We start from the raw sequence: 17,763 nt of genomic DNA, 5'->3' as shown, positions 1-17,763 counted from the left end.
TTATTAATTGTCTAAAATACGCATAAAAAAACCCATTATATAAATAATGGGTTTGAAATAGCATTTTTTTAACAATCGGCTAAAAATCGTTATCTGGAATTAATCCTTCACTGTTATTTTTAGGCTCTGGTTTTTTCTCTTCTTCTTTTTGAGATTTCTTTTTATTTTTCTCAGCTTCTTTCTTATTCTTCTCTGATTCTTTTTTGTTGGTAAAATTAACAAAGTCAGGATTTAAATTAGAATCTTGAAAATCATCAGAGTTTTTAATGGCTCGTTCTAATTTATGATTTTTAAACATTTTGTTTACCAATTCGCTAAAAGTATCAAAATCGACTTCGTACGAAATACCAACTCCTTGTGTATAACCAATTCCCTGCCCTATATAATTAATATCATTCTCTTTATTAAACAAACGAAGATTCATTGATCCGTCATCATTTACACGATACAAAATTTCAATATCACCTACAATTGCAGATTCATTAACACCGCCAACCGGTACTCCTAATTTACCATTAATTGTAATTCTTTCGTTGATCTGAGAAGAAATATTCGCTACAAACTGACCATCTGCTTCCTGCCCTAACCTTTTATCGGCAGAAATATAGTTTAAATCGATATTAACCTTATCATTGTCTGATTTTATAATTCCGCCTAATAAACTCGAAGCCGTTTCCGTTAACGTTCCAGATAAATCACCTTGGCTAAATCCGTCTGTACTCATAAATGAACCTGTAGACAACAAATAAAGCGCTTGTGTTTGACGAATATCTTTATCGTCTAATTTATACTGTATTTCAGATTTAAGCACGTTGCTCACCGATGGAAACTGAATATCAAAATTAGGCTCCGGGCTTGCTAAATCTCCTCTTAAACCAATAACTACTTCTACTGGTACTTTTTTATTGAATGAAGAGGTATTATCAAGCAATACCGCAGGATTTGCTGATGTTTTATAAACTGCCTCAAGATTCAACTGCGCTTTCATTGGGTTTCCTTCCCAAATAATAGATCCTCCTTTTTTAACAGAGAATTTTTTATCTATTAAACCGCCATATTTAAAATTATAAGTTCCTTCGTACGCCTGGAAATCTCCCCACATATTAAACTTACCAAGTGTATTAATCTTAAACAACAGCGATCCATAACCTTTCCCTTTCATACCATGTCCGGAATTTCGATCTAGAATTACTTCAACTTCAGCATCTGGTGTAATATCAAAATCAAACTCCAATTCCAATCCATTGTAGTTTTTTACTCTTTCGACAATACCATTTTCTAAATTATACTTCTCCTTTGGCGTTACAAAATGAATCCAGCTGCTTTCTCCTACGCTTTGCGAATTATTTATCGGAATTTTGACTTCGGTGCCTTTTTCAGATTTAGCGTCTACTTTAATAAATAAACCATCTACAGGGCCTTTTATACTTGCTGTTCCGTTTATAAAAGCCGTTCCAAAATACGCCGCATCTTCACTGTCTTTTGTATCCAGAGCCAATAAACGTTTAGAAGTTATGGTTAAATCTAGTTTCCAATCTCCAAAATTATGATGTTCAATTGTTCCGTTAAGCAACCCTTTTGTTCCAAATTTGGTGTCCGTCAATTGATTGTTTCTGAACAAGAATTTCTCATCTGTTAAATCAATTACCGTTCGATCACTAAGTTCATAATCGGTATTTAAGTACGGAATTGTCATTCCTGCTTTTTCAACATAAAGTCTTCCGTTGATTTCAGGTTTCTTCAAATTTCCTACGACTGCAGCATTTCCTGAAACTGTACCTCGTACATTCGACAAAACATCTCCGCCAACTTTTCCTAAAGTCGCGAGGTTAAATCCTTCTAACTTTAAACTTAAATCTAAAAACGTTTCTTTATTTTCTATAGCAAAAGTACCATTTGCTCTAAACGACTCCGCAAAACCATTTACAATAGAAGAATTTATGGTAAACTTTCTGAAACTTTCGTCACCAACAATATCAAATTTCAAAGTCCCTAAATCTATTTCATTTAGATTCAGCTTATCGATCGAAATTGTTGCCGTGGGTTGATAAACATCTTTATTCTGCTTGTAATTTACATTTCCGTTCAAATTACCTTTAAATACAAACTTCGAATTTAAAGGCGTAATCTTATTAATATCAACATCTTCAAAATTCAAAACCAGATCTTTATAGTCTTTGCCTTTTATCACTCCATTTAAATCAATTTTTTGATCTTCATGCGACAGAACTATATTGTCAAAGGTGAAATTCTTGAAAAACTGATCAAAAACGATCTGATTGTCTTTTTCTGAATTTTCATTTAAATACCATAGATAATCTTTGAACTTCATTTCAGATTTCTTAATCCCAACAATGTTATTCTTGTTTTTATCAATGGTATGGAACAAATCCAGATTAAAGTAATCTTCTCCTTTTTCTCCTCCTTTAAACTCAGACCTTACAAACAAAGTATCTTTTGCGGTAACGTTAATTAAATTAAAGTCACGTATTTTATAATAAGGCGTTTTGATACTGTCTAATTCTACGAAAGCATTATACAGTGCATTTTTATTATCAACACTGACTCTTATATTATCAAAGGTATTTTTGGCCGCTGTAATTTGCTGCGAATTAAACTTAAATTTAAACTCATTTTGATCAGCATCTATTTTACCTCGAACAACTGTACTCGAGTCAATTTTCATTTCCGGATACAGCATTTCGACTACCTTATTATATACATTAAAATTAAAGCGTAAAAACTGTCCTTTATTTACTTTATAAGGTTTGTAATTGGTATATAAACTTCCTACGGAATTCATAACCAATTTATCTAACTGATCGAAACGAAATTTACCTACTATTTCTCCATCAACAACGTCTGTAGAATTAATTGTTATGGTACGCAGCTTCTTTTCATCAAAGCCTGAGTTTATAGTAACTTCATCAAAAATATAAGTCGATTTTGGATTTTGATAAACGGCATCTTTGATAAAAATATTCCCCTGAAGATTCTCAATTGAGTTTCCTGTAACTTCGACAACAGCATCTCCTTGAAAATGAGAAATTGAATCGCCTACAAACCTAAGTTTTCTTAAATCGGCATTTTCTACATTTATGTGAAAATCATATTTACTCTCACGTTTACTTAAATCGACCATACCGTCAAAAGTCAAACTTAAATTTGGATCGTTTACAGAAACCTGTCCTTTATAATATGGCAATTTAAAATTCCCGTTTACCACTATATTATTATAGGTGTACTTATTGTAATCTAATTTTGCAATATCACCTTTTATCTTAGTATTTAAATATTTCTCTGTAAAACCTACACCATCAACGTCTATATTTAATGTTGTTTTACCAATATCCTTTCGGTCTAATAATGCACCTACATTAAAATTATCTAATACAATATTCCCTGAATAAGATGCTTTGTCAATAAAATCCATATTATTCATATGCAGATCGACAACACCATTACCAAGATCTGTTGCCATTTTAAAAGCAGCTTCTAAATCTGTAGTCGAAACTTTGGCTTTACCCACAATATTGAACTTGCCTATTTTTTTAAGTTCTTTTGGCAGTTTTTTGCCCAAAATCTCAGGAAGTATAACTACTAGATTATCGTAACTCGAAATTAATTTATCGAACTTTCCGTTCATAGAAAACTTTTGCGTCTTGCTTCCTAACAGGTTTCTAAAATTAATATTTCCAAAAATTCTAGATCCATTAGAATCGCTTAGTCTAAGATGATTTAAATTCAGATTATTTAAAGGTCCTTTTATTTTAGTTCTAACTCTAAAATGCTGATTTTTTCCAAGTCCGTCATAAAAATAACGAATATCATTTGAAGCAATCGAAGACGAATCTAAAGCTACATCAAACTGAACTTTATCTGTAAAATCCAGAAAATCGGTGATTTTATAATTTAAAATTGCTTTTCCATAAATCCACGATCTTTTTGTTTTTATGGCCAAATTTTCAACTTTTATTTGTTTTTTGGTATAACTGAATTTACCTGCAAAGTTTGAAACATATAAACCTCGATGATCTAAAAAGGAAAATCTATGAATAGTGGTATTTACATCAGGACCATACAACTTAAAATCGCTGATATAAGCATTCAGCTTTTTAAAATCTAGAAATCTTGGTGTGTTTTTATTTTCGTCAATAACCGAAAAATTACCATTGGAGATATAAGCATTTCGGGCTGTTAAGAGAAAATGCTTATCAGATTTCGGCGTTTTTTTTCCCGTTTCAAACAATTTAATAAACTTATTAATATTGTTTTCATTTTCATTTTTATAGGTTTTCAAATTAAAAATCAAACCCGTTAAACGAAGATCTCCAAAAATTAAATCGCCGTCAAGCAATCTTTTAATGCTTAAAATATCTGTAGTAATAAGATCAGAATAGATTAAAGTCTTTTTATGATGATCTAAAATCAGGACTTTTTTAAGTTTTACTCCACCAAAAATATTGATTGCTGTTTTCTCTACACTGATGTTTGTTTTAAAATCAGTATTCAGAGTTTCAGTTATGTATCGTGCAATTTTTGTTTGTACAACAGGCAGCGACAATGTGATAGCAAGTACCAGCAAAAGTAAAATTAAGCCAATCAGGGTTCTGGATACTATTTTCTTAATTCGTTTGATAACTGCTTTTTATTATTGTTTTTGTATTAATTTATTTTGAACAGACAAAGGACGACTGTTTTGATAAAAATTCTTTAATTTTGGCTTCTCCTTACAATCAAAGAAAATTGAAAATTTGATTTGTCAAATATAATTCAAAATTTGTGCCTTTATATGCAAAATCCAGAGGTTTTTATTCTTGCCATCGAAAGTTCATGCGACGATACTGCGGCCGCAGTTTTACATAACGACAAAGTACTCTCAAATGTTGTAGCGAACCAGTTAATTCACAACCAATACGGCGGTGTTGTTCCTGAATTAGCTTCGAGGGCGCATCAGCAAAATATTGTACCTGTAATTGATGCTGCACTTCGTAAAGCAAATGTACAAAAAGAACAGCTAACTGCGATCGCTTTTACACAAGGTCCTGGTTTAATGGGATCATTATTGGTAGGAAGTTCTTTCAGTAAATCATTAGCATTAGCATTAAAAATTCCGTTAATTGCTGTAAATCATATGCATGCCCATATTTTGGCGCATTTTATAGACGAAGAAGGTTTTGACAAACCAGAATTTCCATTTCTAGCTTTAACAATCAGCGGCGGACATACTCAAATTGTAAAAGTAAACGGCTTTTTTGATATGGAAATTATCGGAGAAACAACTGATGATGCTGTTGGTGAAGCTTTTGATAAAAGTGCCAAAATTCTTGGTCTTCCTTATCCCGGCGGGCCATTAATTGATAAATATGCAAAAGAAGGAAATCCTAAAGCATTTGCATTTACCAAACCAAAAGTTCCAGGATTAGATTTTAGTTTCTCAGGATTAAAAACAGCAATTTTATATTTTATTCAGAAGAATAAACTTGAAAATCCAAATTTTATCGAAGAGAATCTTAATGATATTTGTGCTTCAATACAATATACTATTATTGAAATTTTGATGGATAAATTAAAACTTGCTGTCAAAGAAACAGGAATTAAACAAATTGCAATTGGCGGAGGTGTTTCGGCAAACTCAGGTATTAGAACCAGACTTAAAGAAAGTGAAGGTAAATACGGCTGGAAAACTTTTGTTCCAAAATTTGAATATACTACCGATAATGCTGCAATGATTGGAATTGTAGGTTATCAAAAATACTTATCAAAACATTTTGAAACTTCTGCGGTGGTTTCAAAAGCGAGAATTCAATTTTAAATTATGCAATTATTTTACAATCCTGACATAGACGAAACAACAAAAAGTTTTTCTTTTGATAAAGAAGAAAGCAAACATATTATAAAAGTTTTACGCAAGAAAGATTCAGATATTCTTCATGTTACAAACGGTTCGGGTTTATTGTTTGAAACCGAAATAACTTTGGCTTCTGATAATAAATGCATTGTTGAAGTGCTTTCTATAAAAAAATCGCCAGAACCAAAATTCCGCTTACATTTAGCTGTTGCGCCAACTAAAATGAATGATCGTTTTGAATGGTTTTTAGAAAAAGCCACCGAAATTGGAATTCAAGAAATTACGCCAATTATATGCGACCGTTCTGAACGAAAAGTTATTAACTTAGAGCGTTTTGAAAAAATCATTTTATCGGCTATGAAGCAGTCAAATGAAACTTTTCTTCCAAAACTAAATGATGCTGTTTCTTTTAAAGAATTCATTAAACAAAAAAATAAAGGTTTACAATTCATCGCACATTGTGAGGAAACAGACAAAAGATCTTTGAAAGATGCCTTAAAACCAAACGAAGATGTAACTTTATTAATTGGTCCTGAAGGCGATTTTTCGGACAAGGAAATTGCATTGGCTATTGAAAATAACTTTCAACCGGTAACTTTAGGAAATACTCGATTACGAACTGAAACTGCTGCAGTTGTAGCTTGTCATAGTGTTGTATTTTTTAATGAAGTTTCAAACTAATTGTTATTCAACAACAATGAAAAAAATATTTCTTTTATTTTTATTCGTTTCTATTTCTTCTTTCTCGCAAGAAATTGCTTTGCTTAAATACAGCGGCGGCGGCGATTGGTATGCAAATCCAACTTCGCTTCCAAACTTAATACGATTTTGCAATGCGAACATTAATACTAGAATAAAAGCAAAACCATCAACGGTTGAACCCAGTAATCCTGATTTACTTTCGTATCCGTTTGTGCATATGACTGGTCATGGAAATGTAGTTTTCAGCGATTCTGATGTTACTAATCTTAGAAATTACTTAACTGCTGGAGGTTTTTTACATATTGATGACAATTATGGAATGGATCAATATATTCGAAAGGAAATAAAAAAGATATTTCCAAATAATAATTTAATTGAAATTCCTGCCAATCACCCGATCTTTCAAAAACCTTATCCTTTTCCAAACGGACTTCCTAAAATTCATGAGCATGATGGAAGTCGCGCACAGGCTTTTGGAATTTTCGTGGAAAATAAATTAGTTTTATTATACACTTACGAATGCGATTTAGGTGACGGATGGGAAGATCCAGAAGTACACAATGACCCTACAAATGTTCGTGATAAGGCACTGAAAATGGGAGCCAATATCATCAACTATATTTTTACCAATTAAAGACAAAAAAGTGCAGCTTACTCACGAAGAAAATCAATTTGAAAGAAAAACATTTCCAATAACTTTGGTTTGCGATCATATTTATTTTCAGCAAAATATTGGTTCGCTTTTTAGAATTGGTGAAGCTCTGGGAGTTGAGAACATTATTTTCGTAGGCAGGGATATTCCTTTAACTCCAAGAAAAATAAACAAGACCTCACGCAGCACACATCTTCATGTACCTCATACTATTATTGAAGAAACTTCTGACTTAATCACTTTTCTGAAAGAAAACAACTTCGAGATTATCTCACTTGAAATCACAAGTACCAGCAAACCTTTAAAAGAAGTTCAAATTCCTGAAAACCGAAAAATTGCACTCATTATAGGCAATGAAATTAATGGTATTTCTGATGAGCTTTTAAAAATTTCACATCAAATTGTGCATATAAATATGTTTGGAAAAAACAGCAGCATGAATGTTGTGCAAGCTGCAAGTATAGCTTTATACGAATTTACTTCATAAAAAAATATTTAACATTTTTGTAAGAACTAGACTATACAAGGGCTTGTAAAATTCTGACAAAAAAAATTGTTATATTTTTTTGGTCAAAACATCATTTTGTTATAAAATTGCGACATAAATAACCAAATTTAATTTTTTATAACAAAAACCCCAAGTATTATGAAAAAAGTTATTATTACCGCAATCACAGCATTAGTGCTGTTTTCATGTCAAAACGACCAAACTGAATCGTCAAATTCAGACACAAGTGCCGTAACTCGTCGTGCTTGTGCTTCACAGGAAGTTTTAGATGCTCAATTAAAGGCAGATCCTACGTTAGCCATTAGGATGAATGAAATTGAAGCCTTTACCAATCAAAAATTACTTACAAATCGTTTAGTGAATGGCAAAATCGAAATTCCGGTTGTTGTGAATGTTTTGTACAAAACAGCAGCACAGAATATTTCGAATGCACAAATTCAAACACAAATCGATGTTTTAAACAAAGATTTCAATGCACAAAATTCTGATTACGGAAATGTTCCTGCTTTATTTTCAGGAGTTAAAGCCAATATAGGAATTACCTTTGTTTTAGATCAAGTGATCAGAAAATCAACAAACAAAACTTCTTGGGGTACAAATGACGCCATGAAAAAAACGGCTCAAGGCGGTATTGCACCAACTTCTCCAACTACAAAACTTAATTTATGGTCTTGCGCAATTGGAGGCGGAATTTTGGGTTATGCACAATTTCCCGGCGGTGCTTCGGCAACTGACGGAGTTGTAATTGATTCTAGATACTTTGGTTTATCTGGTGCTGCAAATGCACCATTTAATCTTGGCAGAACCGGAACTCATGAAGTGGGTCACTGGATGAATTTACGCCATATTTGGGGAGACGCAAGCTGTGGAAGTGACTTAGTAACTGATACACCAACACACAATACTGCAAACTATGGTGTTCCAGCATATCCGCATTACAGCACATGTACAGGAACTCCTGTAGAAATGACAATGAATTATATGGATTATGTTGATGATAATGCCATGTATATGTTTTCAGAGGGACAAAAAAGCAGAATGGCAGCTATTTTCCTTTCAGGAGGACCAAGAGCGGCTTTTGGGATCTAAAACAAACACCATAATTTACAAAACAAAAAGCGGGATGTTATCATCTCGCTTTTTTTTGTTTATCCAAAATTTTCAAAAGCTTTTTCCTATATTTATCATCTAAAATTAAAATATGGTGACGTCAAAAACTATTTCAAACGGAATTTTAAGAGCTTTAACTACAATCTTACTTGTTGGCGCGGGACTCTATTTTTTATATGAAATTCAAAGTGTTATTGTTTACTTATGTATTTCTTTAATATTATGCCTAATTGCAAATCCGTTAGTGCAGTTTTTGAAAAACAAACTAAAATTCAGCAATTCATTAGCCGCCACTACAACGCTTGTACTTTTTGTATTAGCATTAGTGGGTTTTATTTTACTATTTGTTCCATTAATTATTTCACAAGCCAATAATTTATCACTGCTCGATACTAACAACCTGCAGCAGCAGTTTATTGCTACAGAAAAGAGTATCGAAAGTTACTTTAATATTCAGCATGTAGATTTGAATAAAGTTTTAAAAGAATCAAAAATAACTTCCATGCTGGATTTAACTTATTTTACAGGTTTCTTAAACTCTCTTTTCAGCTTTATGGCTGATATGGGTATGGGATTCGTTTCGGTATTTTTCATAACTTTTTTCTTCATTAAAGATCAAGATGCTTTTAAACTTTCTGCCAGAAAAATTCTGCCTGACACTAATGAAGATAAAATTTTAAACTCAGTTGCCAAGATAAATCACTTTTTAACCCGTTATTTTATTGGTTTACTACTTCAATTAACGGTGGTATTTATTTTGTATTTTATTGTGCTTCTCATTTTTGGCAACAAAAATGCATTTGTAATCGCTTTTTTATGTGCAATTTTAAACATCATACCTTATATAGGACCAATTATAGGTACTATACTAGCGGCATTATTAACTATGATTAGTTTAATTGGTCAAGATTTTCAATCTGAAATTCTTCCAACAACCATTTATGTAGTCATAGGCTTTTTACTTGTTCAGGCAATTGATAATAATATCAGCCAGCCTATAATTTCATCAAAAAGTGTAAATTCGCATCCGTTAGAGATATTCTTAATTACGGTAATCAGCGGTATCACTTTTGGAATCGTAGGAATGATTATTGCAATTCCATTTTTTACTATGGTAAAAGTAATCTTAAAAGAATTTTTCCCTGACAACAAAATTGTCTCCGTATTAACTGAAAGAATTTAGCATTGAACTTTTCGATTTTAAACAAAAATATCCAAGAATTTATTACTCAAAATACTGGTGTTTCTATTAGTAAACTTGCGCTTCAGAAAAATCCTTTTCCTGAGATTGACTGGATAGCAGTTTTAAATCAAATCGAAGCAAGAACTAAAGCTAAAGATAAACTGCCAACCTGGTTCTCAACTGAAAACATTATTTATCCAAGCAAGGTTTCTGTTGAACAAACCTCATCAGAAAAAACGGCTGCTTATAAAGCTTCATTAATTTCAGGTAAATCTTTAATTGATCTTACGGGCGGTTTTGGAGTTGATGATTATTACTTTTCTAAAAAGTTTAACGTTGTTGCGCATTGCGAAATCAATGAGGATTTATCCAATATTGTAAAACATAATTTTGAACAGCTGAAAATTTCAAACTGTGATTTCTATGCTGCTGATTCTGCAACTATTTTAGATAAATCTGAAGTAAATTGGGATTGGATTTATATTGATCCTTCTCGCCGAAATGATGCCAAAGGCAAGGTTTTTATGCTGAAAGACTGTTTGCCAAATGTTCCTGAATCATTAGACTTCTATTTTGAAAAATCAAATTCTATTTTAATTAAAACAGCTCCTTTACTGGATATTTCTGCGGGTTTATCTGAATTAAAATTTGTAAAAAACATTCATATAATTGCTCTCGAAAACGAGGTAAAAGAATTGCTTTTTGAAATTCACAATCAGTATAAAGGCAGTATCACTTTAAAAACGGCTAATATTCTAAAGGATAAAATTGAAACTTTTGATTTTATTTTGGATGACGAAATGGATTTTATGCCTTATGAATTGCCTAAAAAGTACATTTACGAACCCAATTCGGCAATAATGAAATCTGGCGGATTTGATGAAGTAAGCTCGATTTTTAAAATTGGCAAACTGCACAAACATTCGCATTTATATACTTCTAACGAATTAATTGATTTTCCCGGGCGTGCTTTCGAAATAGAAAAAGTGATTCCGTACAATAAAAATGATATGAAAACGGAGCTTGTAAATGAACAGGCAAATATTACCACTAGAAATTTTCCTGAAACGGTAGAGAACATTCGAAAAAAATGGAAAATAAAAAATGGCGGTAATAAATATTGTTTTTTTACAACTGATAAAAATGACAACAAAATAGTTTTAATTTGCAGAAAAATAATTTAAAATGAAACACTTAATTACACTAACCTTTTTTTTATTAACCTTTACTGCATTTGCACAAAAACCATGTGAATACAGTGCTAACGTTACCGATTCTATTGGAACTTATAAAATAACTAATGAATATTTAGTAAGCGAGAAAAACTTTGGAGGTACTTCCAGCTACATCTTCTTTTCGCTGGCTCAAACGGATGGTCTTCCAACTTTGAACATGCAGCTGATTCAAAAAAGTAAAGATTTTATGAAAGCCAACTGTTTTGATAAAAACTCAAAAATATTCTTGCAGTTAGAAAATGGTAAAATTGTTACTTTACTACATATCAATCAAGAAAACTGCGGTACTTTACTTCGCGATGATAAAGGTTTTGACAACCGTGTAAATACAGGGATTTTTATGTTCATGAAAGATAACTTTGAGGAATTGAAAAAATCACCAGTTTCGATCATGAGAATTAAGTACTTGACTAATATAGACGATTATATTGTAAAAAGCGAGTTGGTTTCTGAAATGAACGGCAAAACCTACCAACCCAATACTTACTTTATGGAAAACATAAGATGTGTTGAATAATTAATTATTCACAATTCCATTTTTGATTAGAAACAGGGTCTTTGAGCCCTGTTTTTAAATTATAGTGCCACCATTCTGAATCGAATGGATTGAACCCATTATCAATCATTATTTTTTTCAGAAATTTTCTGTTCGATTTTACTTTTCTAGGAAGTGTTGGAAAGCTGTGGCTTGCCTCAAAACCAAAGTAATCAAAAGAAGTTCCCATTTCTAACTCTTTGCCATTAGAATCAACTAATGTAATATCTACAGCTCCTCCTCTATTATGAATTGATCCTTTTTTTGGATCTGCAACATATTCAGGTTTTGGAACAATCTCCCACATTTTTTTCTGAATCGATAAAGGTCTATAACAATCAAAAAGTTTAATTCTATAGCCTTTCTCTATAAAATCTTTATTGGCCGCAATCAAAGCTTTAACCGTTTTGTAACGCAGTAAACACTCTGCGCAATCGTATACTTTTGCTTTCAAAAAATTATCTTCGGTCGCGTATTTCATATCGTACACAAAATCTTTGCTATAGTCTTTTAAATTTACAAAAGTTGTATCTGCAACTTCTTTGGGACTTGCATATGTTTCGTTTTGAGCATTTGCAGTTATTACTGAAAAAAAAGCGATCGCAAAAAGAGTTTTGGTTAATTGTACCATGAATTTTAAATTTTGAAAAAATGAAATTACTCAAAAAAACGCCAATCTCCTATTTTATCGGTTTTCAAATGGATAATTTTGATTTTTCTTTTGGCTGATTAATTGAACGAGTCGTCGCAAAGCAAAATGTAATTTACCTTTTATTACTTTTCATAAACTCTGTAATTTCTTTCACTGAATTAGGAATTGAAGATGGATAAGAAGGAAATGAATCGATCATAAAAATAATGGACTTAATTGTATCATCTACCTGATATGTTATCTTATAACAAAATGAACTTATTTTATTGACAGATATAATATTCTCAAATAATATCTTTTGAGTATTAGTTTCTAAAAACTTATCTCCTAAATAGACTATTTCTAGTCTTCTAAATCTTAATATCCATGCAATAAAAAAAATTAACGTTGGAAAAAATATAAATGCTAAATTTCTAAATGTAAAATCAAAAATTGAAAAGCCCAAAAACAATACTAGTAAATTTACGGAGAGGATTATTGGAATAATTTTTCTTCGAAAGTATGTCGTGTTACTGGATATTTTTTTCATACTATTTAATTTGACTTCTTAACTATTTAGCCTGATTCAGTTCGTCTCGATAAATATAAATATTTTTCTTTAACTAAGTTTTTTTCATACAAAGGATAACAAAAAAATGCGCAAAAGTCAGAGACCTTTACGCATTTTATTAGAAACAGCATTGAAGAAGTTTTTAGTTTATTCCTCCTCCTAAAGCTTTGTACAGCAATACTTGTGAGCTTACATTTTTAAATTGTATGTCTACAAAATCAAGTTCTGCCTGCAGCATGTCTTTTTGTGCATTTATAATTTCCAAATAATTGGCATAACCGCTCAAATACAAATCATTTGACACATTTACGGCAATTTCAAGATGTTCAACTTGTTTTGACTTATATTTTAAAACATCTTCAAACGCTTTTGTGCGATACAATAATGCACTCAATTCATTGTAAGCAGTCGTGATCGAATTTTGATATTCTAAAAAACTGATCTGCTGTCTGCGATTGGCAGTAAAAAATTCATGTTTAATTTGTCCCTTATTGAATATTGGTGCAGTAATTCCGCCCAATAACTGCCAAGCAAATGATCCGCTGTCGAAGAATGTTGCAAAAGAAAATGAATTAAGACCAACATAACCTCCTAAGTTTACTGTTGGGAAAAAAGCAGCTCTCGCCGATTTTGCATCTGCTTTTGTAGCCAATAATTCGAAATAGGCTTGTGACACATCTGGTCGATTATGTATGATTGAATCAACACTCATTTTTTGATTCAGTACTTCAAGGTGACCTGATAGAAAATCTTTACTTCTCGTAACTTTACCTCCATATTCACCTAAAAGAGTCAACAAAGCTTTTTCTGTTTGATCTATACTAAGGTTCAATTCTTCGGCTTCAGCCAAAATATTATTGTTTTGAGCATTAAATTGCTGCACTGCTAATTCTGTTGCTTTACCAACTGCTCGCTGTGCCGAAACAATATCAAGGGCACGCTGCTGCGTTTTTAAGTTTCGCTCATAAATTACTTTTTGCTTGTCGAGTGCAATAAGCTTAAAATAAAGCTCAGCAACATCGCTTAATAATCTTGTCTGTAACAATCTCACACCTTCTTGTGATGCAAGAAATCTTTGTTGAGCAGCTTTTTTTCTATTGCTTAATTTTCCCCATATATCAGCTTCCCAAGATACTTTTCCTCCTAAAAACAAATTAGGAGTTACATCTGTATTAATTCTTTGTTTTTCTGATATGTTCTGCGAAAAATTAGTATCAAAGTTCCCTACACCATCCATAGTATATTTACCATAATGTGTTCCTGAAACATCAGCACCAATATCAAATGATGGCAGTAAAGCCAGTTTTGCTACTTTTAGATGCGAATTTGCAATGAGAATTCTTTGCTGCATTGCTAAATAATCAGGGTTTTGAGCTACTGCTATGTCTAACAATTTTTCCAGCTCTGGGTCTTTAAAATACGATTCTGTTTTTAGCGGTGTAAATGTCTGCTGGCTGGCTGTTGTTTTTGGATTTGAGGCAAAATTTTCAGGCAGTGTTTTTACCTTCTGCTGCTCTGCCTCTTTCGGGGCAGAACAGGCAGAAAGTAACATTAAAAACACAACTACAAGTACATATTTTGATTTATTCGTGATGTGATATATTGACTCTGTATGTTTAAGAAATTTTCTAAAATTATTTTTCATTGTTTTCATTTATTTATTCCAAGCTTTTTCAATTTTTGCAAACAGGATGTAAAGCCCCGGAATGATTACCAGTCCAAAAATGGTTCCTATTAACATTCCTCCTGCAGCTGCAGTACCAATAGATCGGTTTCCAATTGCACCGGCTCCAGAAGCAATACACAACGGTATAAGTCCAGAAATAAAAGCAAATGAGGTCATCAAAATAGGTCTGAAACGTAATCTTGCCCCTTCAATTGCAGCTTCGGTAATTCCCTGTCCTAACTTGTTTTGGGCAATCGCAAACTCTACAATCAAAATGGCATTCTTGGCGAGGAGTCCTATAAGCATGACTAAGGCGACTTGTGCATAAATATTATTGTCTAAGCCCACTGCCAGTAATGCGAGGTACGAACCAAAAACTCCTACAGGTAAACTTAAAAGCACTGGAAACGGAAGCAGTAAACTCTCGTATTGTGCGGCAAGTAATAAGTAGACGAAAAGAATACATAAGGCAAAAATGTAAATGGTTTGATTTCCTGATAGAATTTCTTCACGTGTCATTCCAGACCATTCGAGTTCGAATCTGCTTGGCAGCTTTTCGGCAGCGATTTTTTCTACTGCTGCAATGGCTTCACCAGAACTAAATCCTTCAGCTGGTTCCCCGTTGATCATGGCAGACATATACATATTGTAACGCGTTAGAACCTCAGGGCCGTAAACTCGTTCTAGTTTTATAAATGTTGAAAATGGCACCATTTCACCTGCATCATTTTTAAGATACATGTCTAGAATACTTTCTGGATTTTTTCTAAACTGCGGACTTGCTTGTACCATTACTTTATACATTTGAGAAAAACGAATAAAGTTTGTGGCATAAAACGATCCCAGCATGGTTTGCAAAGTAGACATGGCGTTGTCTACAGATATTCCTTTTTTGGCCGCAAGATCATAATCAATATGTATTAAATACTGCGGGAATGTAGCATCAAAACTTGTAAATGAATTTTGTATTTCTGGCGAAGCATTCAATTCTTTAATAAAGTTTTTGGTAACTGCATCAGTATTATTGATGGTTCCTCCTGATTTGTCCAGCAAACGTAACTCAAAACCGCTGGTATTACCAAAACCAGGAACTGTAGGCGGTGCAAAAACTTCGATTTGAGCATCGGCAATACCTTTTGTTTTCTGCGTAAGCATTGTAATAAATTCATTTACAGAAATGTTTCGATCTTTCCAGTCTTTCAGATTTATCATTCCCATACCATAAGAAGCTCCTGCAATTTCAGTAACGATGCTGTAACCGGCAAGAGTTGTTACGTTATCAACTCCGTCAATTTGCTTGGCGATACGAGTCACTTCATCAAGTACTTTTTCGGTACGTTCTACGGTAGCTCCCTGCGGTGTAGTTACATTTACATACACCATTCCCTGATCTTCAGAAGGTATAAATCCTGAAGGCAAAAACTTCGAAGTTCCCCAAGTAAGGAAACAGAACAAAACTAAAAGTCCGATAGTCATAGAACTTCTGTCTGCAAATTTTGACAATACTCTGATGTATTTTGAAGTAATATTGTCGAACCATGCATTAAAACGAGCAAAGAAGCGATCTAATAATGATGTTTTCTTTTTATCTGGATCGTGCGGTTTAAGCATTATGGCACACAAAGCTGGTGTTAATGTAAGGGCGTTAATTCCTGAAATTACAATACTAATAGCCATCGTAAGCGAAAACTGTCTGTAGAAAACTCCAACAGGACCGCTCAAAAATGCAACTGGTATAAATACGGCTGCCATAACAATGGTAATTGCAATAACGGCGCCTGTAATTTCTTTCATTGCACTAATTGTTGCAGGCAGGGGCGCCATATGTTCTTCGGAAATTTTAACATGGACCGCTTCTACAACTACAATGGCATTATCGACAACGATTCCTATGGAAAGTACTAGGGCAAAAAGGGTAAGCAGGTTTATAGAGAATCCCATCATCGACATAAAGGCAAATGAACCAATTAAGGCTACAGGTACTGCCAATACTGGTATTAACGTAGAACGCCAGTCTTGCAAGAATATAAAAACAACAAAAGCTACTAGAATAAAGGCTTCTATTAATGTTTTTAAAACCTCATCGATAGAAGCGTCAAGAAAACGCGATACATCATAAGCAATATTATAATCCATTCCCGGAGGGAAAGACGATATTTTCAATTCTGCCATTTTTTCTTTTACGCTGGCAATTACTTCAGAGGCATTCGAACCCGGTCTTTGTTTCAACATGATTGAAGCCGAAGGTTTTCCGTCAGTCTTAGAAACCATTCCGTAACTCATTGCTCCAAATTCGATATTAGAAACATCTTTTAATCGTAAGATGGTACCATCTGAGTTGGCACGAAGCGGCACTTCTTCATACTGTTTAGGTTCAAAGAATTTTCCTCCGTATTTAATTACATATTGAAGCTGATTATCAAGCTGCCCAGATCCTTCTCCAACTTTACCTGGAGCTGCAGAAATGTTTTGTTTTTGCAGCGAGCTTATCACTTCGTTTGCCGAAATATTATAGGAAAGCATTTTTTGCGGATCCAGCCATACTCGCATTGAGTATTCTTTCTGTCCCATAATCTCGGCACGACCTACTCCATCAATACGTTTTAATTCCTGAAGAATATTAATATCCGTAAAGTTGAAAATAAATTGTTCGTCCTGAGTTTTATCTGTACTTGTAATATTTAAGTACATTAACATACTATTTACCTCCTTTTCGGTAGTTACTCCAGCTCGTATTACTTCTTCTGGAAGTTCGTCTAGTATGGTTGTTACCCTATTTTGAACGTTTACGGCGGCAAGATCAGGATCTGTTCCTACTTCAAAGAAAACCTGAATTAGGGTTAAACCATCATTTGAGGTAACGGTCGACATATAAGTCATTCCCGGTACACCATTTATAGCTCGTTCTAAAGGTAGTGCCACAGCATTCGCCGAAACTTCGGCATTGGCACCTGTATATTTTGCCGTTACGGTTACAGACGGCGGTACAATATCTGGAAACTGCGTTATGGGTAATTGAAACAAAGCCAATAACCCCAAAAGTACTATCATCACGGATATGATAAGTGACAATATTTTTCTTTTGATAAACAACTCTATCATTTTATATTTTTTTAGTA

The 17,763-nt window shown here is 33.1% G+C and carries 12 protein-coding genes; 8 read left to right on the top strand and 4 right to left on the bottom strand.

Annotated elements, in window-relative coordinates; genetic code table 11:
- Positions 1-79: 79 nt before the first annotated feature.
- The gene (locus ACHRVL_RS13405; RefSeq protein WP_395413556.1) at positions 80-4,585 is read right to left on the bottom strand and encodes a translocation/assembly module TamB domain-containing protein; all 4,506 of its coding nucleotides are present in this window, start codon (positions 4,583-4,585) and stop codon (positions 80-82) included.
- Between the two features lie 207 nt (positions 4,586-4,792).
- On the opposite strand from ACHRVL_RS13405, the gene tsaD reads away from it, so the two are divergent.
- From tsaD to ACHRVL_RS13365, 8 genes are all read left to right on the top strand, one after another.
- Positions 4,793-5,815, top strand: a complete 1,023-nt coding sequence (gene tsaD, locus ACHRVL_RS13400; protein WP_395413554.1) for a tRNA (adenosine(37)-N6)-threonylcarbamoyltransferase complex transferase subunit TsaD — start codon at positions 4,793-4,795, stop codon at positions 5,813-5,815.
- A gap of 3 nt (positions 5,816-5,818) precedes the next feature.
- On the top strand, positions 5,819-6,532 hold the full coding sequence (locus tag ACHRVL_RS13395; RefSeq protein WP_129054922.1) for a 16S rRNA (uracil(1498)-N(3))-methyltransferase: 714 nt from the start codon (positions 5,819-5,821) through the stop codon (positions 6,530-6,532).
- A 16-nt stretch (positions 6,533-6,548) separates the two neighbouring features.
- Complete coding sequence (locus ACHRVL_RS13390) at positions 6,549-7,187, top strand: DUF4159 domain-containing protein (protein WP_395413552.1); 639 nt, start codon at positions 6,549-6,551, stop codon at positions 7,185-7,187.
- Positions 7,188-7,197: 10 nt separating this feature from the next.
- Positions 7,198-7,692, top strand: coding sequence for a TrmH family RNA methyltransferase (locus tag ACHRVL_RS13385; RefSeq protein WP_395413550.1), 495 nt, complete (start codon positions 7,198-7,200; stop codon positions 7,690-7,692).
- A gap of 159 nt (positions 7,693-7,851) precedes the next feature.
- Positions 7,852-8,802 carry a zinc metalloprotease gene (locus ACHRVL_RS13380; protein ID WP_395413547.1) on the top strand — a complete coding sequence of 317 codons (951 nt, stop codon included), beginning with the start codon at positions 7,852-7,854 and terminating at the stop codon, positions 8,800-8,802.
- Positions 8,803-8,914: 112 nt separating this feature from the next.
- Positions 8,915-10,006 (top strand): AI-2E family transporter, encoded by a 1,092-nt coding sequence (locus ACHRVL_RS13375; protein ID WP_395413546.1) that lies wholly within the window; start codon positions 8,915-8,917, stop codon positions 10,004-10,006.
- Between the two features lie 2 nt (positions 10,007-10,008).
- Positions 10,009-11,190, top strand: coding sequence for a class I SAM-dependent methyltransferase (locus ACHRVL_RS13370; protein WP_395413544.1), 1,182 nt, complete (start codon positions 10,009-10,011; stop codon positions 11,188-11,190).
- Position 11,191: 1 nt separating this feature from the next.
- Entirely contained in the window at positions 11,192-11,758 is a 567-nt protein-coding gene (locus ACHRVL_RS13365) for a hypothetical protein (protein ID WP_370432873.1), read from the top strand.
- A gap of 4 nt (positions 11,759-11,762) precedes the next feature.
- Here the strand turns inward: ACHRVL_RS13365 and ACHRVL_RS13360 are convergent, their stop codons facing one another.
- The 3 genes from ACHRVL_RS13360 to ACHRVL_RS13350 form a co-directional block, all read right to left on the bottom strand.
- A complete protein-coding gene (locus ACHRVL_RS13360; RefSeq protein WP_395413542.1) occupies positions 11,763-12,407 on the bottom strand; it encodes a M15 family metallopeptidase in 645 nt (214 codons plus the stop codon).
- 713 nt (positions 12,408-13,120) lie between these two features.
- Positions 13,121-14,623 (bottom strand): TolC family protein, encoded by a 1,503-nt coding sequence (locus ACHRVL_RS13355; protein WP_395413540.1) that lies wholly within the window; start codon positions 14,621-14,623, stop codon positions 13,121-13,123.
- A gap of 9 nt (positions 14,624-14,632) precedes the next feature.
- Positions 14,633-17,746 (bottom strand): efflux RND transporter permease subunit, encoded by a 3,114-nt coding sequence (locus tag ACHRVL_RS13350; protein ID WP_395413537.1) that lies wholly within the window; start codon positions 17,744-17,746, stop codon positions 14,633-14,635.
- Positions 17,747-17,763 lie beyond the last annotated feature (17 nt).

The sequence above is a fragment of the Flavobacterium sp. FlaQc-28 genome (assembly GCF_044007415.1).
In the GTDB taxonomy this organism is placed as follows: domain Bacteria; phylum Bacteroidota; class Bacteroidia; order Flavobacteriales; family Flavobacteriaceae; genus Flavobacterium.
Note: the sequence above shows the minus strand (reverse complement) of the source record. Positions and strands in the feature narration are given on the sequence as shown.